Origin of the sequence: Ideonella sp., assembly GCF_041287625.1 — a bacterium.
Taxonomy (GTDB): Bacteria; Pseudomonadota; Gammaproteobacteria; order Burkholderiales; family Burkholderiaceae_C; genus Ideonella.
On record NZ_JBGGNH010000067.1, the window covers coordinates 41,246 to 65,800 of the forward strand.

Genomic DNA, 24,555 nt, shown 5'->3' on the forward strand with positions numbered 1-24,555 from the left:
CTTGCGCCGAATGCCCGACAACAGTGTTGTTTTCACTTCTTTACCTTTGGGGTCGCGGGGATAATGCTTGGTTTTGGGCCTAACCCGCCAGCTCCGAGAGCTCGTTGCGCACCGAGCCCTTTGTCGAGAGGAACGACATGTACAGAGATGATGGCCCCCGCGATCTGGGTGGCTCGCATCCGGCATCCAGCGCAGGTGTTTCGGAAGCATTGAGCATGAATGATGTCCAGGAGGCGCAACAGATTGGCCTCGGCCCCTTCAGCTTCGCGCTCAAGCGCTTGTTCGACCTGATCAGCATTGTCGTGATCCTTGCCCTGTTTGGCTGGCTCATGATCCTGATCGCGCTTGCGGTGCGGCTCAGCAGCGGTCCTGGCGTTATCTACGGCCACCAGCGGGTCGGCAAGGACGGGCGACTGTTCAACTGCTACAAGTTTCGCTCGATGGTCGCCAATTCGGATGAGGTACTTCAAGAACTGCTTGATGGCAGCCCTGAAGCTCGCGCCGAATGGGAGCGCGACTTCAAGCTCAAGGACGATCCCCGCATCACGCGCGTCGGTCGTTTCATCCGCAAGACCAGCCTGGACGAGTTGCCGCAGTTGTGGAACGTGGTCTGCGGCGAAATGAGCATTGTCGGGCCCCGCCCAGTGGTGCAGGCTGAGCTTGATCGCTATTACGGCGATGCGAAAGCGCACTACCACAGCGTGCCGCCCGGCCTGACCGGTCTTTGGCAGGTGAGCGGTCGAAACGACCTCGACTATGACCAGCGCGTGCAGCTCGACAAGGCTTACGTGGAGAACTGGAACGTGTTCACTGACTTCATGATCGTGATGCGCACGGTCAAGGTCATGGTGGGGCGCCACGGGGCGTATTGATCCCAGGCGCTTTGATCGCGTGGGGGCGGGCGGCCCTGTGGGGCCCCCGACTGTTGTCGATGACGGCGGAACCCGTTGGGTTACAATCGCAGTTCAATGGTTGAACACTCGCCTTCCGACAGATCGGACACTCAAGGCTCGCATTTGGAATTGTTGAGTCTGATCGAGCAGCACCCTGAGTACTCTCAGAGGCGGCTGGCGCAGGCCATGGGCATCAGTCTCGGCAAAGCGCACTACTTGCTGAAGGCCTTGTTCGACAAGGGTTTGGTGAAGGCAGGCAATTTTCGGCGTAGTGACAGCAAGTTGAGTTACCTCTATGTGTTGACGCCGGATGGCGTGCGCCATCGCTTGCAACTGACGCAAAGCTTTCTTCGTCGCAAGGAGCAAGAGTTCGAGTTGTTGCGTGACGAGATTGATCGTCTGCGGGCGGTCCTGGGTGAGCAAGCTTCAGGTTCACGCGCGCCTGACACTGTCAATTGAGCCATTGGGCACGTTCTTATTCATGACCATCGTGACCTTGGCCAGTGGCCTCCAGTTTATCTCCGAGCCCGGCAGCACGGTGTTGGATGCAGCCTTGTCTCAGCAGGTTGTCATTGAGCACAGTTGCCGCACCGGTCGTTGTGGCAGTTGCAAGGCCAAAGTGATATCAGGCCATGTGGGGCTGCTGCGTGAGGCTACGGCCTTGTCTCAGCAGGAAGCCGAAGCGGGGTGGATCCTGACCTGTGCACACGAGGCGCGCAGCGATCTGCAGTTGGACATCGAAGACCTTGGCGCATTGGCCGGCATCGCGTCCAAGACCTTGCCAGCGCGCATCGCCTCGCTGGATCGTTTGGCACCAGATGTGTTGCGCGTGGTGCTGCGCCTGCCGCCAACTGCGGCTTTCCGCTTTCTGGCAGGGCAGTACATTGACCTGACCAGCCCGACAGGCGTGCGTCGCAGCTACTCAATCGCGAGTGCGGCGGCGAGAGCTGGACAGCTTGAGCTGCAGATCCGGCAGGTGGAGCACGGTGAGTTCAGCCGCTACTTGTTCGAGCAGGCCAAGGCCAACGACTTGCTCCGCTTTGTCGGGCCGCGCGGCACCTTCTTCCTTCGTCCGGTAGCAGGACTGGACCTCATGTTGTTGTGCACCGGCACCGGCATTGCGCCGATGTTGTCCATGCTGGCGCAAGTGGCCGAGATGCCTGCAGAAGTGCAGCCGGCCTCTGTGACCCTGTATTGGGGCGGTCGACAGTCTTCCGACCTATACGTTGATCCTGCTGCATCGCTCGCCACACTGCGATACGTGCCTGTGCTGTCTCGTGCCGATGCAAGTTGGACGGGTGCACGCGGCCATGTGCAGGACGTGCTGCTGGCCGAAGTTCGGAACTTGGCGAACGCGGCGGTCTACGCATGCGGCTCAGAACAGATGATCCACGGTGCGCAGCAGAAGCTGTTGGCGGCCGGGCTGGATCCCAAACGGTTTTTCTTTGATGCCTTTGTCAGCTCCAACTGAGCCGGCTTTTTTCCCCTGTAGGTGAGGACTCCAATGAAGGCAGTGATTCTGGCCGGCGGCCTTGGCACCCGGCTCAGCGAGGAAACAGCGACACGGCCCAAGCCCATGGTCGAGATCGGCGGCAAGCCTATCCTTTGGCACATCCTGAAGATGTACTCCCACCACGGCATTAACGACTTCGTGATTTGCTGCGGCTACAAAGGCTATGTGATCAAGGAGTACTTCGCCAACTACTTCCTGCACATGTCCGACGTCACTTTCGACATGGCGCACAACAAGATGGAAGTGCACAGCAAGCGCGCGGAGCCGTGGAGCGTGACGCTGGTAGACACCGGCGATGACTCGATGACCGGCGGCCGCTTGCGCCGCGTGGCCAAGTACGTCGAAAACGAGGAGGCCTTCTGCTTCACCTACGGCGACGGCGTGAGCGACATCGACATCTCGGCGTCGATCGCGTTCCACCGTGCGCACGGTAAGGCGGCCACGCTTACCGCTACTTTCCCTCCAGGCCGCTTCGGTGCGCTGGACATGAAGGACGGCCGCGTCAACAGCTTCCGCGAGAAGCCCAAGGGCGACGGCGCAATGATCAACGGCGGTTTCTTCGTGCTGTCGCCCAAGGTGCTCTCGGAACTGAAAGACGACTCGACCATCTGGGAGCAAGAGCCGCTGGTCAACCTGGCTGACCGGGGCGAGTTGATGGCGTTCGAGCACGGCGGCTTCTGGCAGCCGATGGACACCTTGCGCGACAAGCACCACCTCGAAGAGCTGTGGGCTTCCGGACGCGCGCCGTGGAAGAAATGGGACTGAGCGCATGAGCGTCGACGCATCGTTCTGGCGCGGCAAGCGCGTCTTCCTGACCGGTCACACCGGCTTCAAGGGCGGCTGGCTGAGCCTGTGGCTGCAGAGTCTGGGCGCGGAGCTGCAAGGCCTGGCGCTGGCGCCCGAGGGCCCGCATAACCTGTTCACCGAGGCGCGCGTCGGCCACGGCATGGCAAGTTCGGTGGGCGACATCCGCGACCTGGAGACCTTGCGCTCGGCGATGGTGGCGTTCCGGCCCGACATCGTCATCCACATGGCGGCACAGCCGCTGGTGCGGCTGTCGTACGCCGAGCCGGTGCAGACCTATGCCACCAACGTCATGGGCACGGTCCATCTGCTGGAAGCCGTGCGCCAGACGCCCAGCGTGCGCGTGGTCGTCAACGTGACCACCGACAAGTGCTACGAGAACAAGGAGTGGGCCTGGGGCTACCGTGAAGACGAACCCATGGGCGGCTACGACCCTTACAGCAACAGCAAGGGTTGTGCCGAGCTTGTCTCCAGTGCCTACCGCCAGTCCTTCTTCCAGCAGGGCGGCCCGGCGCTGGCGACCGCACGCGCGGGCAATGTCATTGGCGGCGGCGACTGGGCGACCGACCGCCTGGTGCCCGACATCCTGCGCGCGTTCGAGCGCAACGAGCCGGCGGTGATTCGCAACCCGCATTCCACGCGCCCCTGGCAGCACGTGCTGGAGCCGCTGGCCGGCTACCTCGTGCTGGCTCAGCGGCTGTGGGAAGGTGGCGCCTCCTTCGCTGAAGGCTGGAACCTAGGCCCGCGCGAAGAGGATGCACGCCCGGTGCAGTGGATCGTCGAGCAGCTCGTCGACCAGTGGGGTCGCGGCGCCCGCTGGCAGCTCGACGGCGGCACGCATCCGCACGAAGCCAACTACCTCAAGCTCGACATTTCCAAGGCCAGGGCTCGCCTGGGCTGGCAACCCAGCTGGCGCCTTGCCGACGCACTGCGCCACATCGTCACCTGGCATCAGGCCTGGCTGGCCAAGCAGGACGTGCGCGCCCTGTGCCTGCAGCAGATTGCCCAATACACACACGACTCGAAGAGCATTGCATGACGACCGCAGCCCCCATCAATTTCGTCAAGAAGACCCCCGATCAATTGCGCGCCGAGATCGCGGCGCTGGTCCAGCAGTTCTCCGATGTGGTGCACGCCCCCCGGCCATTCGTGCCGGGCGAGAGTGCGGTGCCTGTTTCGGGCAAGGTCATCGGCGCAAAGGAACTGCAGTTGATGGTCGAGGCCAGCCTTGACGGTTGGCTTACCACGGGCCGCTTCAACGCGATGTTCGAGGAACGCCTCGCGAAATTCCTCGGTGTAAAGCACCTGATCACCGTTAATTCCGGCTCGTCCGCGAACCTGGTGGCTTTCTCGACGCTAACTTCCGATCGCCTGGGTGAGCGCGCGATCAAGCCGGGTGATGAGGTCATTGGCGTCGCTGCCGGCTTTCCGACGACCGTCAACCCGATCCTGCAGTTCGGCGCCGTGCCGGTCTTTGTAGACGTCGATCTCGCGACGCACAACATCGACGCCTCGAAGATCGAAGCCGCCATCTCGCCAAAGACCAAGGCGATCATGCTGGCGCACAGCCTGGGCAATCCGTTCAATTTGGATGTTGTCACCGCGATCTGCAAGAAGCACGGGCTGTGGCTCGTCGAGGACTGCTGCGACGCACTCGGGGCGAAGTACAACGGCCAGTTGGTCGGCACCTTCGGTGACATCGGCACGCTCAGCTTTTACCCCGCGCACCACATCACGATGGGCGAGGGCGGCGCAGTGTTCACCAATGACCCCGAGCTGAAGCTCATTGCCGAATCATTCCGCGACTGGGGTCGCGACTGCTATTGCCCGCCCGGCAAGGACAACACTTGCAACAAGCGCTTCTGCTGGAAGCTGGGCGAGCTGCCGGAAGGCTACGACCACAAGTACACCTACAGTCACCTCGGCTACAACCTGAAGATCAGCGACATGCAGGCTGCCTGCGCGCTGGCGCAGATGGACCGGGTGGAGGACTTCATCGCCGCGCGCAAGGCGAACTTCAAGTACTTGAAGGAACGCCTGGCCAGCTGCGGGCAGTTCCTGCACCTGCCCGAGGCGACGCCCAACTCTGAGCCGTCGTGGTTCGGCTTCCCGCTGGTGCTCAAGGAGGACGCCGGCGTCAAGCGCGCCGACCTCATCAACTTCCTCGACCAGAACAAGATCGCCACGCGCCTGCTGTTCGCAGGCAACCTGACGCGCCAGCCTTACATGATCGGCCGCAACTTCCGCGTCAGCGGTGAGCTGACGAACACCGACACGGTGATGAACCAGACGTTCTGGCTGGGCGTGTGGCCGGGTTTGACCCACGAACAGCTCGACTACGTTGTCGACAAGCTCGAAGAGTTCTTCGGCCTCAATTTCTGATCACCATGACCAACGAAGTCAAAGTCAGCGACCAGGTTGCGATCCTGCTCGAGGAACTGGGCATCCGCCACGCGTTCGGCATCATCGGCGCGGGCAATGTTCACCTGTTCGAATCGATCAGCCGGCACGGCTACACCGAGATCGTCTGCGTCCACCACGAGCAGGCTGCGACGATGGCCATGCAGACCTACTACCGCATGCACGGCAAGCTCGCCGCTGCGCTGCTGACCACGGGCGGTGGCGCTACCAACGGCGTGACGGGAATCGTCTCGGCCTGGGCCGACTCGATTCCCGGCCTGGTCATCGCTGGCAACGAGAACTCGAAGTACATGACCAGCGACAGCCCGCTGCTGCGCATGTGGGGCGTGCAAGGCTACGATTCGTCGGGCATGGTCGAGAAGGTCACCAAGAGCTCGGTGCGCGTGCTTGATCCGGCGCTGACGCTGCTGGAGCTGGAGAAGGCGGCACACGTCGCGCTCGAAGGCCGGCCGGGTCCGACCTACGTCGAGATCCCGATGAACATTCAGTCGACGCGCATCGACGCCAGCAAGCTCCAGCGTTTCATATCGCCGACCGACAAGCCGACACCGGTGCCTGCGGGCGCCATGGCGCGCATCGTCGAGGCACTGCGCAAGGCCGAGCGGCCATTGCTGTGGCTGGGCAACGGCATCCGACTGGCCGGCGCCGTCGAGGAACTGCCTGCGCTGCTCGACAAACTCGACCTGCCGGCACTCGTGAGTTGGGCGGGCATCGACATGCTCGACTCCAGCCATCCGCGCGTTGCCGGCCGCGCTGGCGTCTACGGCCAGCGCGCGGCGAATTTCACGCTGCAGAACTGCGACTACGTGCTGGCGATCGGTACCCGTCTGGCTATTCCCCAAGTTGGCTACGACCTCACCGAGTTGGCGCGTGGCGCGCAGATCGACGTGGTGGACATCGACCTTGAGGAGGGCCGCAAGCTGGCCTCGCGCGTTCGGGAATACATCCGCGCGGACGCTGGCGTGTTCGTGCGTGAGCTTTCCGAAGCCGTCACCGGCGGCGTGGGTTCCAAGGCGGCATGGAATGAGCGCTGTACGGCCTACCAGCGCGAGTTCCCGTGGGTGGGCGAGGAGCATGCCGACCCGGCAGGCTTCATCAATTCGTACCGTTTCATGGAGCGCCTGAACGGCTTCTTCAAGCCCGATCAGGTCGTGGTCACCGACATGGGCACCGCGCTGCTCTGTGGCCACCAGGTACTAAAGTTCGGCCCGGGCCAGCGTCTGATGACTTCGACCGGCCTCGGCGAGATGGGCTATGGCCTGCCGGCGGCGATCGGCGCGTCGTTTGCCACCGATCGCGGCGAGGTGATGTGCCTGAACTGCGACGGCGGCATGATGATGAACCTGCAGGAGCTGCAGACCATCGTGCACCATCAGTTGCCGATCAAGCTGTTCATCTTCAACAACGACGGCTATCTGATGATCAAGCATACGCAGAACGCGCTGTTCAACAAGGCGGGCTACGTGGGCACCACCAAGTCCTCCGGCATTTCGTGTCCTGACTTCAGCAAACTCGCCGCGGCTTTCGACATGCCGGCGTTCCAGATCCGCGGCTGGGAAGAGTGCGATGACGTGCTGGCGAAGGTCCAGGCCTGTGAAGGCCCCGTCATCTGCGAGGTTTTCATGCACCCCGAACAGCTCTTCACGCCGAAGCTGGGTCTCGTTGCCAAGCCCAACGGCGATCTCGTGTCGCCACCGCTCGAGGACCTGTCACCGCTCGTGTCGCTCGAGGCGCTGACCGACGCCATGATCGTTGGCGTGCATCCGAAGTCGACGTCGTTGCGTTGAGCCCAAGAAGGAAATTCATGATCAAGAAAGCGCGTGTTGCCATCCTCGGCACCGGCAACATCGGTACCGACCTGTTGATTAAGGCCATGCGGTCCGAGGCGCTGGAATGCACCCTTTTCGTCGGTCGCAACTTCCGATCCGACGGCATGCAGAAGGCCAGTAACCTAGGCGTCAACATCTCCGACCGTGGCCTCGACGGCATCGTGGCGCAGGCCGACGATATCGACATCGTCTTCGACGCGACTTCCGCAGCCGCGCATCTCGAACACTGGCCCGTGCTGCAGAGGTTGGGCAAGACCGTGATCGACATGACGCCCGCCAAGGTCGGCGATCTGTGCGTGCCGGCCATCAATTCCGAACAGATCGTGGCCAGCGGCGCGCGCAACATCAACATGATCACCTGCGGCGGCCAGGCGTCGGTGCCGATCGCCAATGCGATCGCAGCTGTTCAGGACGACATCGACTACATCGAAGTCGCCTCCAGCATCTCATCGCGCAGTGCGGGGCCAGCCACCCGCGCAAATCTGGACGAATACATCGAGACGACCGAACAGGCTTTGCTGAAATTCAGTGGCGCAAAGCAGGCCAAGGCCATTTTGATCCTGAATCCAGCACGGCCGCCCATCGACATGCAGACGACCATCTACGCGAAGATCCGCAATCCGGACCTGAAGACAATTCGAGCCTCGGTCGATGAAATGATGGCTCGCATCGTCGCGTACGTGCCGGGCTATCAGCTGATCGTGCCGCCCACAATCGAAGGCGGCAAGGTCATGACAACCGTCAAGGTTCTGGGCAACGGTGACTACTTGCCGCGGTACGCTGGCAACCTTGACATCATCAACTGTGCCGCCATTGGCATCGCTGAAACTATCGCCCGCCAGGGTGGGAGGTGACCGACATGAGCAAGCAGATCCTCATCAGCGACCCGACCCTGCGGGACGGCAATCACGCTGTGCGCCATCAGATCACCAAGGAAAACTTTGCTGCCTACTGCAAGGCGGCCGACAACGCTGGCGTTCCCATCGTCGAAGTAGGACACGGCAACGGCCTTGGGGCCTCGTCCATGTTGGTGGGCGAATGCCTGCTGACCGACGAAACAATTCTTCGCACGGCGCGTGAGAGCTTGACAAAGTCCAAGATGGCCATCCACGCCATTCCGGGTTTCTGCACCATCCATCGCCACCTCACGATGGCGCTGGAACTTGGCGTAGATGTCTTCCGCATCGCCTCGCACTGCACCGAGGCCGACATCACGCAGCGCCACATTGACTTCGCCCGAAAAAGCGGCAAGGAGGTCTACGGCGTATTGATGATGAGCCACATGGCCTCGCCCGAGACGCTCGCGGACGAGGCGCGCAAGATGGAAGCCTACGGCGCCGAGGGTCTGGTGATCATGGATTCGGCGGGTGCCTACCTGCCGGCCGAGGTTACACGCCGTATCCGCGCGCTGGTCGACGCGCTCAACATCCCCGTGGGCTTCCACGCGCACAACAACCTCGGCATGGGCATCGCAAATTCTGTAGCGGCCGTCGAGGCGGGCGCCACGATCATTGACGGCAGTGCGCGCGGGTTCGGCGCCGGAGCCGGCAATGCCCAACTCGAGGTGCTGGTCGCCGTGTTTCAGCAGATGGGCTATTCGACAGGAATCGACCTTTACAAGATGCTCGATGCGGCTGACCTCGCCGAGAAAACAATGATTCCTTCGCTGCCGTACATCTCTTCGACGAGCATCGTCAGTGGCATGTCCGGCGTGTTCTCCGGGTTCATCAAGCAGGTGAACAGCATTGGAGCGGAACACGGCGTTGATCCGCGAGACATCTTCTTCGAGCTCGGGCGGCGCAACGCTGTTGCGGGCCAGGAGAGCCTGATCCTCGAAGTGGCGCTGGAGCTGAAGGCCAGCAAAGCCCGCGAAGGCGCTGAACATGCTTGACGAGCTCCAGCAATCGTTGCGCAATGACTGTCTTGTTTCGCTGGGGGGCTTGGGGGACTTATCCAAGCGCTTGACCGGGCATCGCATCGCCGTCGTCGGAGGCACAGGATTCGTTGGAGCCTGGCTTGCCGAGGCCGTTGCCGCGCTCAATAAGGACCTTGGCAGCCAAGTGCGCATCGACCTGCTTGGCCGCAGCGCTGCGGCTTGGCTGGAGGCACATCCTCACCTGAACCATGATTTCGTATCAGCGCAGACGATGGACGTGCGCTCGCCGTTCGAGCTCGCACGCGACACCACGCTTGTGCTGTTCGCCGCAGGCCATGCAGATCCGCGCATGCACGCCTCGGACCCGCGCCAGGTGTTTGAGACCAGCGTGCACGGTGTCGGTCACGCGCTGGCGGCCGCTGCGCGACTCGAACTTCTGCAGCGTTTCGTGAACATCAGTTCCGGCTTGGTGCTCGGCGGGGTGCCGGGCGATCGGGCGCTCAATGAGAGCGCCATCGGCGCGCTCGATTTCACGCGTTTGCACAACGTGTACGCGGAAGCGAGGCGGTCCGCTGAGAGCTTGACTACGGCCTACGCAAGCCAATATCGAATTCCGGTGAGCACCGCTCGCGCATTCACGTTCATTGGGCCTTACCAAGCGCTTGACGCACCGTGGGCACTGAACAACTTCATGCGCGACGCACTTTCAGGCAACAACATCCGCATTCACGGAGATGGTGCGACGCGGCGCGGCTACCTGTACGGCAGCGACGCGGCGGCATGGTTGTTGAAACTTCTGCTCGATGGGCGAGACGGTGAGGCCTACAACCTCGGCGGAGAGGAGCCCATTAGCCATTCCGATGTGGCGTCGCTCGTCGCATCCCTGATTGCATCCGCTCCGGAGCAGGTCCATAAGAGCCGGCCCGGAGCCAGCGGCCGAAATCACGATTTCTTTCCCGATCTTGCGCACACCATGGCAACCCTGGGTGTGCGCCAGACCGTTGGCGTGAAGGCTGCTATCGAAAAGTCCTTGCATTGGCATGCGCGACGCCTGGGTGTGATGCGTCGCCTGCGGGACCATCAGGGAGTCAGATGAGCGTGGCCATGAATCCGGTGATCGCGGAGGATGTGCAGCGCATCCTGGCCCAGCCCTTGCCTTGGGACGAACTCAACGGTTCGACCGTCCTTATCTCCGGCGCCTCGGGCTTCCTGCCTGCGTACATGGTGGAGACACTGGCCGTCCTTAATAGGCGTGGCGCCGGGATGCGGATCGTCGGCTTGGTGCGTAGCCGCGAGCGCGCCGCCGCGAGGTTGGCGCACCTGCTCGATGCTGGCCTGACGCTGGTGGAGCACGACGTATCGACGCCATTGCCGCCCGATCTCATGGCCGCCGACTACATCGTCCATGCGGCGAGCCAGGCCAGCCCTCGCTTCTACGGCGTCGACCCAGTCGGCACGCTGGAAGCCAACACCATCGGCACGAGTCACCTGCTGCGGCACGCTGCTGGCGGCGAGACCCGCTCTTTCCTCTTTTTCAGCAGCGGCGAGGTTTACGGCGTGCCCGTCGATAGCTCGCGTCGACTCACCGAGACTGACTTCGGCTTTCTCGATCCGGCTACCGTGCGTGCCTGTTACGGCGAGAGCAAGCGCATGGGTGAAACCTTGTGCGTCTCGTGGGCCCAACAATTTGGGGTGCCCGCCCGCATCGTTCGCCCGTTCCATACCTACGGCCCCGGTATGAGTCTGACCGATGGACGGGTGTTCGCTGATTTTGTGGCGGATGTCGTGGCGCGACGCGATATCGTGCTCAAGAGCGATGGCCTCGCGATGCGGCCGTTCTGCTATCTGGCGGACGCGACGACTGGCTTCTTCACTGCGTTGCTCAAGGGCGAGGCAGGCAAGGCATACAACGTCGGCAATCCGGCTGCCGAGACATCGATACGGGATCTGGCTCATTTGATGACACAGCTGTTTCCGGATCTGGGTCTCAAGGTAGAGCTGGCAGGCTCGACGGCTGCACCGACTGGCTATCTGCAAAGCCAGGTCAATCGATCCGTTCCTGATGTGGCTCGTATCGAGGCGCTTGGGTGGCAAGCAATGACAGGTCTTTCGGAAGGGTTTCGGCGTACCGTCCGCAGTTTTGACCCTCGATTAGTCTGATGTCCCGCGACATCTTGTCATTCATGAATAAATTGCCAGTGTTATCTGAAATTGAGGACATGGGTACAGAGTTTAAGGGCGGGGACACCTCAAGCCATTCTTGCGGTTTGACAGTGGCACTGCGTTGCTTCTTGTCACTTGGTTCTCATGGGATTTGTCCCCCATTTCTATCTATTCGTCCCTGATATTTCCTTAGGAAGCTTGATGAGCTCGCTGTATCTTGACAATCTAAAAGAACATCTCGCGTTGTTCGCCGAGCTGCATAGCTTGTCGGCCGATGTGGACGCCGCTGCCGCTGTGCTTGTTGAATCGCTGCGTGCAGGCAATAAAGTCATGTTTTGCGGCAATGGCGGTTCGGCGGCTGACAGTCAGCATCTTGCCGCAGAACTCACGGGCCGGTTCGTTGATGACCGTCGTCCGCTCGCAGCGATTGCGCTCAGCACTGACACGTCGGCGCTGACCTGCATCGCCAATGACTACTCGTTTGCCCACGTCTTTGATCGCCAGGTGCGAGGACTGGGACGTCCCGGGGATTGCTTGGTTGGCATCTCGACTTCAGGCAACTCTGAGAACGTGCTGCGCGCAGTGACTTCTGCAAAGGAAATGGGTATCCACACGATTGGCTTGCTGGGGCGCTCGGGTGGCAAGCTGAGGGCGCTGTGCGACGTGACCATCATCGTGTCGAGCCCGACCACAGCGCGAATCCAGGAGGCCCACATTCTCATCGGCCACACCCTGTGTGGCCAGATTGAGCGAGGCCTTGGCCTCTGCGCTGCGGAGTGAGCATGCCCATGACCGTGCCCGACAAGTCCCGCCTTGCCAAGTCACGCGTCCTTGTCGTGGGTGATGCCATGTTGGACCGCTACTGGTTCGGTGACGTGGAGCGAATTTCGCCAGAGGCACCTGTGCCGGTTGTGCGTGTCACGCGCGAGGAAGACCGCCTCGGCGGGGCCGCAAATGTGGCGCTTAACGTGCGGCGTCTCGGTGTTTCTTCGACGCTGATGACAGTGGTTGGCGAAGACGCTCCCGCCGCAGCGCTCGAGCGTTTGCTGGAACGCGAGGGCGTCTCGACGCTCCTGGGACGGGACGCTCAACTGATGACTGTGGTGAAGCTGCGTGTCATAGGTCGCGCTCAGCAACTCATGCGTGTCGATTTTGAGAACAAGCCGGACCACGAAGTGCTGGCGCAGATGCTGGTTTCCTTCGAGAAGGCCCTGGCCGATTGCGACGCCATCCTGTTCAGTGATTACGGCAAGGGCGGCTTGACCCACATTCCGCGCATGATCGAGCTGGCCCGCAAGGCAGGTAAACCGGTACTCGTTGATCCGAAGGGTAGTGACTACGCCCGCTACGCCGACGCGACGGTGTTGACGCCCAACCGTGCCGAACTCGCCGAAGTTGTTGGCCGTTGGCATGATGAAGCGGACCTTGAACAACGTGCGCAATCGCTGCGTCACAAGCTGGGCCTAGAGGCATTGCTCCTGACGCGATCAGAAGAAGGCATGACGTTGTTTACGGCCGGCGCCCGGCTCGACGTTCCAGCGCAGGCGCTCGAGGTTTTTGATGTCACAGGGGCTGGCGACACGGTCATTGCTACGCTGGCAGCAATGCTCGCTTGCGGCGTTGGCCTGCGCGACGCGGTTCCTATCGCCAACCGGGCCGGCTCGATCGTGGTCGGCAAGTTCGGCACAGCGAGCGTTTCCTACGAGGAGTTGTTTGCATGAGAGTGGTTGTGACAGGGGCTGCCGGTTTCATCGGCGCCAATCTCGTCCGCGGACTGAATGCAATCGGCATCGACGACGTCATTGCGGTCGATGACCTGACGGATGGTCACAAGTATCAAAATCTCAGCGGGGCGACGATCTCTGACTACTTTGATCGTTCAGAGTTTTATGGACAGTTCGCTGCAGGGGCTTTCGGGAAGGTGGACGCGGTATTTCATGAGGGAGCCTGCTCCGACACGATGGAGCACGACGGCCGATATATGCTCGAGAACAACTACCGTTGCTCGAAAAATCTGCTCGACGCTTGCATGGCTCAGGGGACACGTTTGCTGTACGCGTCCTCTGCGGCAACCTACGGCGGTAGCGACACCTTTCGTGAGGAGCCGGCGTACGAGCAGCCGTTGAACGTCTATGGCTATTCGAAGCTGTTGTTCGACAACGTTGTACGCCGCATGATCGAAGCTGCACCGCAGCAGGTAGTGGGCTTCCGCTACTTCAACGTCTACGGCCCGCACGAGCAGCACAAGGGCCGCATGGCTTCAGTCGCGTTTCATCACTACAACCAGTTCCGTGACGAGGGATGCGTACGCCTCTTCGGTGAGTACGGTGGTTACGGGCCGGGCGCGCAGTCGCGTGACTTTGTGTTTGTGGACGACCTTGTCGCCGTGAACCTATGGTTCCTGCAGAACCCAGGTGCACGCGGTATTTTCAACCTTGGCACGGGTCGGGCTCAGCCGTTCAATGAGATTGCGCTCGCGAGTGTCAATACCGCGCGCGAACTGAGTGGCGAGGCGCCATTGCCTCTCGCTGAGTTGGTGCGGCACGGGCTGGTTGAGTACATACCGTTTCCCGACGCGCTGGTCGGCAAGTACCAGTGCCTTACGCGAGCGGACCTTGGCAACCTGCGCCGCGCGGGCTGCCATCACGAGTTCGCTGATGTCGCCACCGGCGTTTCTCGCTATGCACGCTGGCTGCACGAGAACGATGAATCTCGTCGGGGGCAAGCATGACGCGCTTGCTCTTGGAAAAGATTGTCGTCGACGACTCGATGCTTGCATCGCGTGTCGCAGCGCTGCCGCGTCCGCTTGTGTTCACCAATGGCGTTTTCGACATTTTGCACCGTGGTCACGTCAGCTATCTGCACCAAGCGCGAGCATTAGGCGCCGCGCTTGTCGTAGGCCTCAATAGTGATGTTTCCGCGCGCATGCTTGGCAAAGGCCCGGATCGCCCACTGAACGCGGAGATGGATCGTGCTTTCGTGCTCTCGGCGCTTTCGTCGGTCGACCTTGTCGCGTTCTTCGACTCGCGCACGCCTGTGCAGCTGCTCGCGCAGTTACGTCCCGACATCTACGTCAAAGGAGGCGACTACGACATGGAGGCACTTGATGAGACGGCATTGACCCGCTCGTGGGGTGGTCGATCTCTTGCGATTCCGTTTGTTGATGGCTATTCCACGAGCTCACTGGTGCGACGTATTCGCGCAGATGCCGTCCCTGGCCCAGTTACAGAGCTGCGCGAATGAGGGCGGCATTCCTCGACCGCGACGGTGTGGTGAACATCGACCGTGGCTACGTGCATCGCTGGGAGGAGTTCGAGTTCGTCCCCGGCGCGGCGCAGGCCATGGCGCGGTTGCAGCGAGCAGGATGGAGGCTTGTCATCGTGACGAACCAGTCAGGCATTGCGCGCGGCTACTTTAACGAGGCCCAGTTCCAAGCGCTCACCGGGCGCATGCTCCAGGCTTTGGCTGAAGCGGGCGTCGATGCTGCGGCGGTTGCCGTCTACCACTGCCCGCACCACCCACATGGGCGTGTGCCGACGCTGGCCGTCGATTGCGATTGTCGCAAGCCTGCACCCGGCATGATCTTACGCGCAGCGGCTGAGCATGGCCTATCGCTGGCGGACTCTATCCTCGTCGGCGACAAACCTTCCGACATTGCCGCGGCCCGTTTAGCTGGCGTCGGGCGAGCGTTCTTGGTTCACTCCGATAATCCGGAGTCTGTTGTCGCCCTTGCAAAAGCAGATGTCGACGCGGTTTTTGACAAATTGACCGATTGCGTGGACATGCTGCTCTCGGCGGCCGATTGGGCGCAATGACGTGTGATCTTCCAGTGGCCTGCGCGCGGAGTACTCGGCGGAGTCCGTTTGTCAGAGCTGATCCATTCCAAGTGCACTGAATAACAATTAGATCCATGCCCAAGTTCGACCCCCATGTCCTTTTTACTTTGCTGCAGCGGGGATGGACAATCTTGGCTGGCGGTATCACCCTGGTCCTGATTCCGTATCAGTTCAGCCCGGTTGAGCAAGGCTATTACTACACGTTCGCCAGCTTGATTGGAATGCAGGTATTTTTCGACCTCGGTTTCAACTCGGTCATTGTCCAATTCGTTAGCCACGAGTACTCGCATCTTAGGCGAAATCAGGATGGTCGGTTGATTGGGGAAGCCTCGCATATCTCTCGTCTTGCATCGCTGTCCCATCTCTTGCGACGTTGGTATCGGATCGCGGCGGCCTTGTTCTTTGTCTGTATTTGCCCATTCGGCTATCTATTTTTCCAGTCCAAGGGTGAGTTGGATCCGCAGGTGTGGCTGGGGCCATGGGCACTTCAATTGCTTTTCACATCCTTCAATCTCTATTTCAGTCCATTCTTGGCAGTCGCAGAGGGGCAGGGCGAAGTTGGCGCCGTAGCGCAATTGCGGCTGAGGCAATCGATCATTGGCTACTTCATTTTCTGGGCGCTTATCGCGGTTGGCGCCGGTCTTTGGGTTGCTCCAGTTCTTCCAGCCGCCTCCGCCATCGGTACGGCGATCTGGTTGCGCTGCCGTCGTGAGAGCCTTAATTCCTTCGGTAACGATATTGGGGCTGACTCTCCGCGCATCAGCTGGTATCGAGAGATTTTTCCGTTTCAGTGGCGTATTGCACTGAGTTGGGTTAGTGGGTATTTCATCTTCTCATTCTTTACGCCAATGGTCTTCCGCCATCAAGGTCCGATCCAGGCGGGCCAAGTGGGGATGACCTTGACGATCTTCAGCTCTCTTGTTGTGCTGGGAATGAGTTGGGTTTCGGCGAAGGTTCCCAATTTCTCCATGCTCATCGCACGGGGGCAGCGTTCGGAATTGAATCGGCTGTTCAGGGCGGTGCTTTGGAAGTCATTTCTATTTACGGCCTTGAGTTGTGCGGCAGTGATCATGGGCATTTGCATTTTGCGGGCTTATGACTTTGCGCCCATGAAGCGCATCGCCAGCTTGCCGGTGTTGCTTTGTTTGATGGCAGTCACGATGACCAATATTTTAATATTCTCTGCCGCGGCATATATGCGTGCCCACAAAGAAGAGCCAATGCTGATGAACTCCGTGACCATGGGCATCGCGGTGCTGGTTGCGGTGTGGTTTTGCTCGCAGATTAGCGTCATTGCAACCATGGCGAGCTATGCGGCGCTGGTCATGCTGCTAGGCCTCCCCTGGACGCTCAGGATGTTTTTTCGCGATTATTACCGCAGGACTGCCTAGATGGCCAGATGTAGCGACTTGCGGTTTTATTGATCGACTTTGACTTCCTCATGACAACGACCTTGATTCCCTTGTTGACGATAGCAATTCCGACTTACAACCGGAGCCGATATCTGCGGCAGTGCCTTGCTGCGCTGATGCCTCAGGTCGCTGAAGCCAGCGGAGATGTGACTGTCTTGGTGATCGATAATGCGTCAACTGATGACACGCCCCATGTGCTCTCCGAATACCGGGCCATGTTTCCGGATAATTTCAGGGTGATGCGCAACACGGAAAATATAGGGGGTGATAATAACATTGCGAAATGCTATGGCGAGTGTGCAACGAAATATGCCTGGATATTTGGTGACGACGACGTGCTGATGCCCGGAGCGATTGGGGTCTTGCTTCCCCGGATGAAACGTCAGGACTTTGGTGTTATTCATATTCGTGCGTTTCCTTATAAGGGTGATCCCGTAGACTATTTACCCAAGAGGCCGGCGGGGCGGTATCAGACCTTTTCAAAGGATAGCCTTGAGGACATGCTCTACGAAGTGAGTGACATGTTCTCGTTCATCACTGGCAACATCGTTAATAAGTCGTTCGTCTCGCCAGGCATGGATATTTATCGGTACGTAGAAACTCGCTACAACCAGATTCAGTGGATTTTCGAAGCCCTGTTTTCTGCCGATGATAATCTGCTTGTTGATGACGGATTGCTGGCCGTAAACAATGAGGGTAATAGTGGTGGCTATCCGTTTTGCCGGGTCTTTGGTACCAACTATAATTTGTTATTCCGGGAGTTTGAGCGGCGTGGTGTGCCGGCGCCTTATTTTGATGTTATCAATAAGCGCATGGCGCGTGAACTCTTCGCTGGCCTGATTTATTTCGCTCGCAAGTCGAATGGCACGTTTCGCAACTATTCCCCGGAAGACTATTTTGGCGAGTTGAGACCCAGTTACGGCAAGTATTGGGAGTTTTGGCTATTCATTGCGCCCATGTGCAAACTGCCGAAGGCCTTGCTATATCCTCACTTCTTTGCCGTTCGCGTGATCAACAGGATTTACAGGGCGCTGAGATGAGATTTTCTCTCATTGTAGCCACCTTTGGCCGGAATGTTGAGGTTGCGACCCTCCTGGACAGCTTTGCTGCGCAGCAATATCGGGATTTTGAGGTCATTGTGGTCGACCAGAACGCGCCGGGATTTCTATCCGATATTCGTGCTCGCCATGCGGGTTCGTTCAAGCGACTGGTCTGGAGTCACGTCGATTTCAGGGCGGCCAATATGGCGCGCAATCATGGACTGGACAAGGCCAGCGGTGATGTGGTGACCTTCGCGGACGATGATTGCGAATACCACCCTGACACGCTGTCGACCGTGGCACGGCTTTTTCGCGAACATCCACACTGTTCGGTGCTGACGGGCAAGGCGGTTGACCGAGCGACCGGCGTCGACAGCATGTCGATTTGGCCGGCTCAGCCCCAGGTGCTCGGGCTGCGAAACATCCTGAACCTCTCGCTTGAATTCACGACTTTCTATCGCCGGACCGCGCTCGCCAACGAACGCCTGGACCCGCGCTTCGGCCCGGGGACTCGCTTTGGTTCGCGCGAAGGCCCCGACCTGATGCTGCGCCTGTTCTATCGTGAGCTGCGCATGCGGTACGAACCGTCCATTTCGATCTTTCACCCGGAGAAGTTCACGAGCATTGCAGATCCAGTCTTTCTCCGGCGCACACAGAGCTACGAAATCGGCTTCGGCGCTTTGCTGGCCAAGCACCTCGCGTTGCGGCGCTCTGTTGGGGTCATCGCGATGCTTGCTTGGCGTGCACTGGTCGAGGGGATTTTGGGTTGGCTGAAAAACATCGTGCTGCTGCGGTTTGCCAAGGCCCGTTTCTGGCGGTTGCTGCTGACGTCCCGGATTCGCGGGTTTCAGGACTATCGTGCGGGGCGCTGACGTGGGCTCGCCGTTGTTGTCGCATGCTGTGCGAGCTGACCAGGCCCCCCAGCAGCCCCAGCGTGGTCGGTATTTCGTTCGCAACCGGTGGGCAAATGCATTGTTTCGGGCAGTTGATGCCGTGCTTGTTCTGGCGACCTTGGGTCGGAGGGCGCCGCCGTCACAATCCGTGAAACGTGTGCTGATCACCAACGGAGCCCATCTTGGTGATGTAGTTTTGTCCACTGCGGTCCTTCCAGTGCTCAAGGCGGCATTCCCTGGCGTCCGGATCGGGATGCTGGTCGGGAACTGGTCTCGGCCTGTCGTGGATGAACATCCTCTACTGGACTGGATTCATCGTGTCGACCATTGGAAGATCAGCCGAGCAGATCTGTCCCGCTTTGAGAGGTTCAGGGTGTACTGGCGTACACGCCGGCAGGCGCTGCGCGAGATCCGTGAGGTCGGATACGACGTGGCGATAGACCTCTATTTCTATTTCCCCAACTCCGTCGGGTTGCTCTGGCAGGCGGGCATTCCGCGCCGCATCGGTTACACCAGCGCAGGATTGGGGCCGTTGCTGCATCACCGGCTCGATCTCGATCTCGGGCGAAGCGACCGATCCATCGTTGAGCTTCACCTTGACTTGGTGCGGCTGATTCCGGGGTGCCCGCCGCTGCAGACGGCGCTGGCCAAGCCGGTGCTTCCGCGTCGCGACCTGGACACCACGCATCTGACAGGCGGTGGCGATTACATCGTTTTGCACATGGGGTCCGGCTCCGCGCTCAAGGATTGGCCAGAGCCGTCGTGGCAGACGCTGGCGCGCCGCCTCGTGGACGAGGGTTGCCGCGTCGTGCTAACCGGCAGCGGCGCCGGCGAGAAGGCGCGAATCGTGCGCCTGAAGGACCAGGTGCCGGAGGCGATCGACCTCTGCGACAGGGCGAAGTGGGGCGAATTCATTGAAATCGTGGCGGGTGCGCGGTTGTTGGTTGGCGTCGACTCTGTCGCAGGGCATGCTGCAGCGGCCGTTGGTACGCCTGTGGTCATCGCAAGACACGGCATGAACAACCTGGCACTGTGGCGCCCTGTAGGTGCACGCAGTGTGCTGCTGATGCACGTCGTACCCTGTGCTCCGTGCTACCGCAAGCAAGGATGCTCGACAATGGACTGTCTGCGCCAATTGGCACCGGATACCGTTCTCGCGGGGGTCGCCGACCTCCAGACTCGCTGACTGAGCCATGTCGACCGTCCAGATCTTTATCAACCTGTTTGCCTACTTCTGCTTCAATTTGGGAGCACTGGTTGTCTGGCCAAGCCGGCGCAACGTGGTGGCCTGGTTGGGGCTGCCATTTTTCGTTGTCGCCTACCTGATTCCGCTGTTCGTTGTCGACTACACCGAGGTCGCTTCGCTGCAGACCATCGCCGAACTGACCATGATGAACGGCATTGGCGCCATTGCAATGCTGGCTGGTCTGGTTCTGGGTGGGCGCATGAAGATACCTTCGCTGAGACGGTTCAGGCCGCGACTCGGGAAGCTCGGTGGATCGTCCCAATCGGCATCGCCACAGGCCAGAACTTTCGGCGTGTTGATCGCAGGATGTGTTCTCATGAGCCTGTGCTTCGTCTGGATGGGTGTGGTGCCAATCCTGGCGCCCGATCCATTCCTCGCGAAGTTTTTCCGTGGGCAGTACAAGGAAAAGTACGATCAGGTCGCGGTCTTCTATCGCCTGTCCCAAACCCTGATGGCCACGGCGCTGCCGTTGGCCATGGCTTTCTTCGCGGACCGGCGCGAGGTCAAGCTGTTAATTTTCGTCCTGTGGTCGATTGGGTTGTTCGCGGCAGGTCTGAACCGGGGCACTGTCGTCGCCAGCATCGTTCTGCTAGGAGCGATATGGGCGAGCCGAAGGTCCTTGCGAATGACGGTTTTCCTGGCGCTCTCGACGGTTCTGTACTGTCTGGGCAGCAGCATCTACGTGGTGCTCGGCATCGTTGTTCCTGACGACTTCGACCTCTGGGCGGAAATCGCGCGCGGCGCGCCGGACATCAAGGATCACCTGAGCTTCCTCGGCGCGTTTGACCCCGACAGCCAGCTTACTTATGGCCTCAGCTTCATCGGCGGTCTGGTGCCGGGCAACTTTCGCTACAACCCCTCTGTTTACACGCTTGCGATCGTCAACGGCACCTTCGACGTAAGCGAAATCGCATCAGGCGGCTTCCGACTGCCGCCTTCGATGTCAGGGTACATGGCATTTTCCTGGGTCGGTGTCGCGGTTGTTTCCTGGCTGACAGGGGTGCTCACCGGCTGCTTTACGGCCTACCTGCGCCGGCTGCCGCGTGAAAATTTCGCCCAGCAGGTGGCTGGCCTGATCTGGTTCCAGACCGTCGCGGGGTTCTGGATAGGGTTTTATGCGCTTAGCTATCAGGGGCTCATCGCATTGGTTCTTTTCGCCTATCTCGTACCACGGGTGGAAGGTTTAACCACGAGTGAGCCGTCGCGCAGGCATTCCTGGCTGAATTCGCGACTACGCAGGCCGCGTGCCGTCCAGCGCATCGATGTGCCGACTCTCGGATGAGCCCACCCAAGACACTCTGCCTGATCGCCGCCCGTAATCTGGGCGATATCACGATCGTCAGCACGTATTTCCGCCAGCTCGTCGAGCAGGGGCTTGCAGATCGCTACGTCGTTTGGACGCGTCCCGCTACGGCCTTCCTGTTCGATGGCCTCCCGAACTGCAAGTTGGTCAGGTCCGATTTCCCAGTGGGGACGGGTCGTGGGCCAATGCACAAGGCATTCATCGACATGCTACGCGGAGCACGACTCGTGTGGCGTGAGCGGCCGGATTGTTCGCTTGACTACGTCGGGGATTTCCGCGAGCGACAGTTCGCGCGATTGGCGGGCGTGTGTCGCCAATTGCACATCGGCTGGGCGCCTGAGCACGCGCACAGCCGGATTATCCGCAACCCCCTGGGTCCCGGCGCTCCGCTCTATGTCGTGCCGTCGGACGTGCCAAACGTCTACGCTGCCTACCAAGCTTTCAACGACCGGCTGCTCGCCTTGCGCGGTCTGTCGTCACCCGGTAGTGCCGCAGTGCCGTCAGCCGTACGTGCGTCGGCGGAACCGCTTGCTGTTGGTCTGCACCCGTTCGCGTCGCAGGACTGCCGGAAATGGCCCTTCATTTCGTGGACCACGTTGGTAGAAGCACTGTTGCGCGCCGGCATCGCGCCGACGGCCTTCGGCGCACCGTCTGACCTGCCGGCGCTGCAGGCAATGTTCGGCCGGTTCGGCGATCAGGTCCGGCTGGTAACGGGCAGCATTCCGGAGTTCGCGCAGGAACTCGGGAGGCTGGATCTCATGGTGGGCCTCGATAGCTTTTCCGTGCACATGGCCGAGCGGCTGGGGGTCGATTCTATTTTCATCAACGGGGCCAACGATCCGACGCTGTTCTCGCCTCCCCGGGCAGCAGTGCTGCAAAGCAGCGGCGGTTGCGCTGCATGGCCTTGCTACAACAAGCCGACCTGCGTCGGCATGGTGAACGAGTACGCATGCATACGCTCAGTCAGCGTGAATGATGTTTACAGTGCGATCACGGAGCGTTTGCTATCACGGCGGGGCATTAAGCTGCCTCTTCTGCATCAGGAGGCGGCTTGAGCGTTTCAGGCGGCGCGTATGAGGTGCCTCAAGCTGGCGTACCGCGTGTGCTGGTGCTGCTGGCTGCACGTAACGGCGCGGCTGTGATTGAGCGGCAGATCGTGTCTGTGCTTGCGCAGCGGGACGTGTCGGTCGTGATCAATGTTCGCGACGACGGGTCTTCGGATGCCACCCGCGAGATCGTTGCCATGCTCGCGGCAGCAGATACACGCATCTGTCTGCTAGCGGACAACGAGCCCTCAGGGTCGGCGTCTGGCAACTTCTTCCGCTTGGTCGCCGCAGCCAATGCAGATACCTTCGACCTTGTCGCGTTCTCCGATCAGGACGACGAATGGTTCCCGAACAAGCTTGAGCGTGCCGTGCAGGGATTGGCCCGCTCGCAGGCGCAGGGCTATTCGGCTGCCACGCTCGCACGCTGGCCGAACGGCCGCGAACGCGTGCTGTCGCAGAAGACACGGCAGCGTGCTGCCGACTATCTCTTCGAAGGGGCGGGGCAAGGCTGTACCTTTGTCATGACGACTCGGCTGTTCCACCAGTTCCGGGACGCCATCCTGCGCCATCCCGGTGCGGCCGCAGCCCTGCACTACCACGATTGGGCCGTGTTCGCGCTCGCGCGTTCGCTTGGTATGGACTGGCACATCGACCACGAAGCGGTGATGATCTACCAACAACATGATGCCAACGACACAGGTGCGCGTTCGTCATTCTCGGGTGTGGTCCGTCGCCTGGTAGCCATCCGTGAAGGCTGGTATCGCGGGCAAATCCATGCGATCTGTCATTTCGTTCTGGCCTGTCACCCCTCCGATGTCTGGGCCGCGCGCTGGCTGGGGCTGTCTGAGCGTCGCGGCTTGGTCGCTGCCTGCGGGCGGCTCATGTTCATCGCTCGCCACGGCCGTCGCCGGCTGTCTGATCGGTTAGTCCAGGCAGCTGCAGTAATGGCGGATTGCCTCTAAAGCGCGGGATGCAGATCTGCCGCCCGCAGGCGAAGCCATACCGACTCATTGATGCGGCGATGAGTTCGAGGGCGGGCTGGGTACAGCCGAGGTGTCGCGTGTTGGCGGCTGCGTCGCCAGCATGCGACCCAGTCTCTGCAGCGGCAGTTCGACACGGCGATGAGTGAAGGCTGCGGCCGCCAGCGTGATCGGTAGTGAGATGGCCAGCAGCGCCACGCTGCAGACGAACCCGTGCGTATTCACGAAGGTGGCGCCCAACACGGTGGCGAGGCTGCTGGAGATGATCCAAAGGATGGGCATGTGCAGTACGTACAGCCCGTAGGACAGCTCGCCGAGCCAGAGCACTCCGGGTGCATCCAGCCAGAGGCAGTCAGGCCGTTTTACGTATGCTGAACGGATGACAATCAGCGCGCAGATCGTCTCCGGCAGAATGAACCAGGCCCTGTTCATGCCGGCGGGTTCTACGAGCCGGCGCGCCGCCATCAGAACGACCACCGCCACAAGTAGCAGGGGTGTTTCCCAGCGCTCTAGGTCGCGGCGCAGCACCTCGTGTCTCGGCAGCGCAGCGCCGAGCACGAATGCCAACACAGCTTGCCTTGTGGTGTCGTGACGCAGGAAGTCGGCGAAGATCAGCAGGATCCCGAGCAGGATCGCGATCATCAGCGGCAGCGGCCGTCGGGTGAGTGCGTAGATCAGCGGAAAGGCGATCGACAGGTATATCTCGACTTTCAACGACCAAAGTGGGGGATCCAGGTCGTTGGAGAGCATCACCAGGTTCTTCACGATCTCCAATGCGCTGACGGACTGAGTCATCGCATCGGCTGAACCGGGTGGGAGCTGCGCAAACCAACGTGGCAACGCTAGGACGACGGCCAAGCCCAGCAGCACGGCGACGATTGCCAACGGGTAGATTCGGAACACCCTGCGGATGTAGAAGCTCCACGTTCCTCCCCAGCTTTGCGGCATGCGTTCCATCTGCATGGCAAGCACGCATCCGCTGAGCGTGAAGAAAACCATGACGGCGGCGTCGCCGTTGAACAAGACTCCCAGGATCTGCTGAACAAACTCCAGGGTCGACTGCGGCCACAACAGGCTGCCACTGGCCGCAGCGCCGGGGATGATCGGGAAGATGCCCAGGCAATGGCCGATGATCACCACCATGCAAGCCACGCCACGCATGGACGTTAGACGGATTTGATGGGTGATCATGCTGCGATTCTGTGATGGTGGTGTCACTCGCAATGGCGAGTGGGATGCCGTCTGGCATGGGTGCGTCCGGCTCGTCTGGCCGAGGTCGCGTACCTCGAAGCCTGGCCGC

Annotated in this window: 24 protein-coding genes; 23 read left to right on the top strand and 1 reads right to left on the bottom strand. The window is 60.6% G+C overall.

Translation table 11 applies throughout. The features are described from left to right. Window positions 1-137: 137 nt before the first annotated feature. From ACAH41_RS24665 to ACAH41_RS24775, 23 genes are all read left to right on the top strand, one after another. Complete coding sequence (locus tag ACAH41_RS24665; protein WP_370538577.1) at window positions 138-872, top strand: sugar transferase; 735 nt, start codon at window positions 138-140, stop codon at window positions 870-872. A gap of 96 nt (window positions 873-968) precedes the next feature. Beyond that, on the top strand, window positions 969-1,352 hold the full coding sequence (locus ACAH41_RS24670; protein WP_325650531.1) for a MarR family EPS-associated transcriptional regulator: 384 nt from the start codon (window positions 969-971) through the stop codon (window positions 1,350-1,352). A 22-nt stretch (window positions 1,353-1,374) separates the two neighbouring features. Beyond that, window positions 1,375-2,364: an FAD-binding oxidoreductase gene (locus ACAH41_RS24675; RefSeq protein ID WP_325650532.1), complete on the top strand. Its 990-nt coding sequence runs from the start codon at window positions 1,375-1,377 to the stop codon at window positions 2,362-2,364. 33 nt (window positions 2,365-2,397) lie between these two features. Further along, a complete protein-coding gene (gene rfbF, locus ACAH41_RS24680; RefSeq protein WP_325650534.1) occupies window positions 2,398-3,171 on the top strand; it encodes a glucose-1-phosphate cytidylyltransferase in 774 nt (257 codons plus the stop codon). Window positions 3,172-3,175: 4 nt separating this feature from the next. Then, window positions 3,176-4,249, top strand: coding sequence for a CDP-glucose 4,6-dehydratase (gene rfbG, locus ACAH41_RS24685; RefSeq protein WP_325650536.1), 1,074 nt, complete (start codon window positions 3,176-3,178; stop codon window positions 4,247-4,249). After that, window positions 4,246-5,592: a lipopolysaccharide biosynthesis protein RfbH gene (gene rfbH, locus ACAH41_RS24690; protein ID WP_325650538.1), complete on the top strand. Its 1,347-nt coding sequence runs from the start codon at window positions 4,246-4,248 to the stop codon at window positions 5,590-5,592. Before rfbG ends, rfbH begins: the two co-directional genes overlap by 4 nt. A 5-nt stretch (window positions 5,593-5,597) precedes the next feature. Beyond that, window positions 5,598-7,418, top strand: a complete 1,821-nt coding sequence (locus ACAH41_RS24695; protein WP_325650540.1) for a thiamine pyrophosphate-binding protein — start codon at window positions 5,598-5,600, stop codon at window positions 7,416-7,418. 17 nt (window positions 7,419-7,435) lie between these two features. Then, complete coding sequence (locus tag ACAH41_RS24700) at window positions 7,436-8,314, top strand: acetaldehyde dehydrogenase (acetylating) (RefSeq protein ID WP_325650542.1); 879 nt, start codon at window positions 7,436-7,438, stop codon at window positions 8,312-8,314. A 5-nt stretch (window positions 8,315-8,319) separates the two neighbouring features. Further along, complete coding sequence (gene dmpG / locus ACAH41_RS24705; protein WP_325650544.1) at window positions 8,320-9,351, top strand: 4-hydroxy-2-oxovalerate aldolase; 1,032 nt, start codon at window positions 8,320-8,322, stop codon at window positions 9,349-9,351. Beyond that, window positions 9,344-10,432, top strand: a complete 1,089-nt coding sequence (locus ACAH41_RS24710; protein ID WP_325650546.1) for an NAD(P)-dependent oxidoreductase — start codon at window positions 9,344-9,346, stop codon at window positions 10,430-10,432. The genes dmpG and ACAH41_RS24710 overlap by 8 nt, the downstream gene beginning before the upstream one ends. An 8-nt stretch (window positions 10,433-10,440) precedes the next feature. After that, on the top strand, window positions 10,441-11,496 hold the full coding sequence (locus ACAH41_RS24715) for an NAD-dependent epimerase/dehydratase family protein (RefSeq protein ID WP_325650548.1): 1,056 nt from the start codon (window positions 10,441-10,443) through the stop codon (window positions 11,494-11,496). Window positions 11,497-11,700: 204 nt separating this feature from the next. Then, a complete protein-coding gene (locus ACAH41_RS24720) occupies window positions 11,701-12,279 on the top strand; it encodes a D-sedoheptulose 7-phosphate isomerase (protein ID WP_325650550.1) in 579 nt (192 codons plus the stop codon). Window positions 12,280-12,281: 2 nt separating this feature from the next. Beyond that, window positions 12,282-13,220 (top strand): D-glycero-beta-D-manno-heptose-7-phosphate kinase, encoded by a 939-nt coding sequence (gene rfaE1 / locus ACAH41_RS24725; RefSeq protein WP_325650551.1) that lies wholly within the window; start codon window positions 12,282-12,284, stop codon window positions 13,218-13,220. Further along, window positions 13,217-14,230 (top strand): ADP-glyceromanno-heptose 6-epimerase, encoded by a 1,014-nt coding sequence (gene rfaD, locus ACAH41_RS24730; RefSeq protein WP_325650553.1) that lies wholly within the window; start codon window positions 13,217-13,219, stop codon window positions 14,228-14,230. The genes rfaE1 and rfaD overlap by 4 nt, the downstream gene beginning before the upstream one ends. After that, on the top strand, window positions 14,227-14,742 hold the full coding sequence (gene rfaE2, locus ACAH41_RS24735; RefSeq protein WP_325650554.1) for a D-glycero-beta-D-manno-heptose 1-phosphate adenylyltransferase: 516 nt from the start codon (window positions 14,227-14,229) through the stop codon (window positions 14,740-14,742). The genes rfaD and rfaE2 overlap by 4 nt, the downstream gene beginning before the upstream one ends. Continuing rightward, window positions 14,739-15,314, top strand: coding sequence for a D-glycero-beta-D-manno-heptose 1,7-bisphosphate 7-phosphatase (gene gmhB, locus ACAH41_RS24740; protein ID WP_325650555.1), 576 nt, complete (start codon window positions 14,739-14,741; stop codon window positions 15,312-15,314). The genes rfaE2 and gmhB overlap by 4 nt, the downstream gene beginning before the upstream one ends. Window positions 15,315-15,409: 95 nt before the next feature. Next, a complete protein-coding gene (locus tag ACAH41_RS24745; RefSeq protein WP_325650557.1) occupies window positions 15,410-16,726 on the top strand; it encodes a hypothetical protein in 1,317 nt (438 codons plus the stop codon). 50 nt (window positions 16,727-16,776) lie between these two features. Then, on the top strand, window positions 16,777-17,787 hold the full coding sequence (locus ACAH41_RS24750; RefSeq protein ID WP_325650559.1) for a glycosyltransferase family 2 protein: 1,011 nt from the start codon (window positions 16,777-16,779) through the stop codon (window positions 17,785-17,787). Next, window positions 17,784-18,659: a glycosyltransferase family 2 protein gene (locus tag ACAH41_RS24755; RefSeq protein ID WP_325650560.1), complete on the top strand. Its 876-nt coding sequence runs from the start codon at window positions 17,784-17,786 to the stop codon at window positions 18,657-18,659. Before ACAH41_RS24750 ends, ACAH41_RS24755 begins: the two co-directional genes overlap by 4 nt. Window positions 18,660-18,828: 169 nt before the next feature. Continuing rightward, window positions 18,829-19,866, top strand: coding sequence for a glycosyltransferase family 9 protein (locus tag ACAH41_RS24760; RefSeq protein ID WP_370538578.1), 1,038 nt, complete (start codon window positions 18,829-18,831; stop codon window positions 19,864-19,866). Window positions 19,867-19,873: 7 nt separating this feature from the next. Next, the gene (locus ACAH41_RS24765) at window positions 19,874-21,208 is read left to right on the top strand and encodes a hypothetical protein (RefSeq protein ID WP_325650562.1); all 1,335 of its coding nucleotides are present in this window, start codon (window positions 19,874-19,876) and stop codon (window positions 21,206-21,208) included. Next, the gene (locus tag ACAH41_RS24770) at window positions 21,205-22,284 is read left to right on the top strand and encodes a glycosyltransferase family 9 protein (RefSeq protein WP_325650563.1); all 1,080 of its coding nucleotides are present in this window, start codon (window positions 21,205-21,207) and stop codon (window positions 22,282-22,284) included. Before ACAH41_RS24765 ends, ACAH41_RS24770 begins: the two co-directional genes overlap by 4 nt. Continuing rightward, window positions 22,281-23,237 (top strand): glycosyltransferase, encoded by a 957-nt coding sequence (locus tag ACAH41_RS24775; protein WP_325650564.1) that lies wholly within the window; start codon window positions 22,281-22,283, stop codon window positions 23,235-23,237. Before ACAH41_RS24770 ends, ACAH41_RS24775 begins: the two co-directional genes overlap by 4 nt. Before the next feature lie 45 nt (window positions 23,238-23,282). Here ACAH41_RS24775 and ACAH41_RS24780 read toward each other — a convergent pair whose 3' ends face one another. Continuing rightward, on the bottom strand, window positions 23,283-24,446 hold the full coding sequence (locus ACAH41_RS24780) for an acyltransferase (RefSeq protein WP_325650565.1): 1,164 nt from the start codon (window positions 24,444-24,446) through the stop codon (window positions 23,283-23,285). Window positions 24,447-24,555 lie beyond the last annotated feature (109 nt).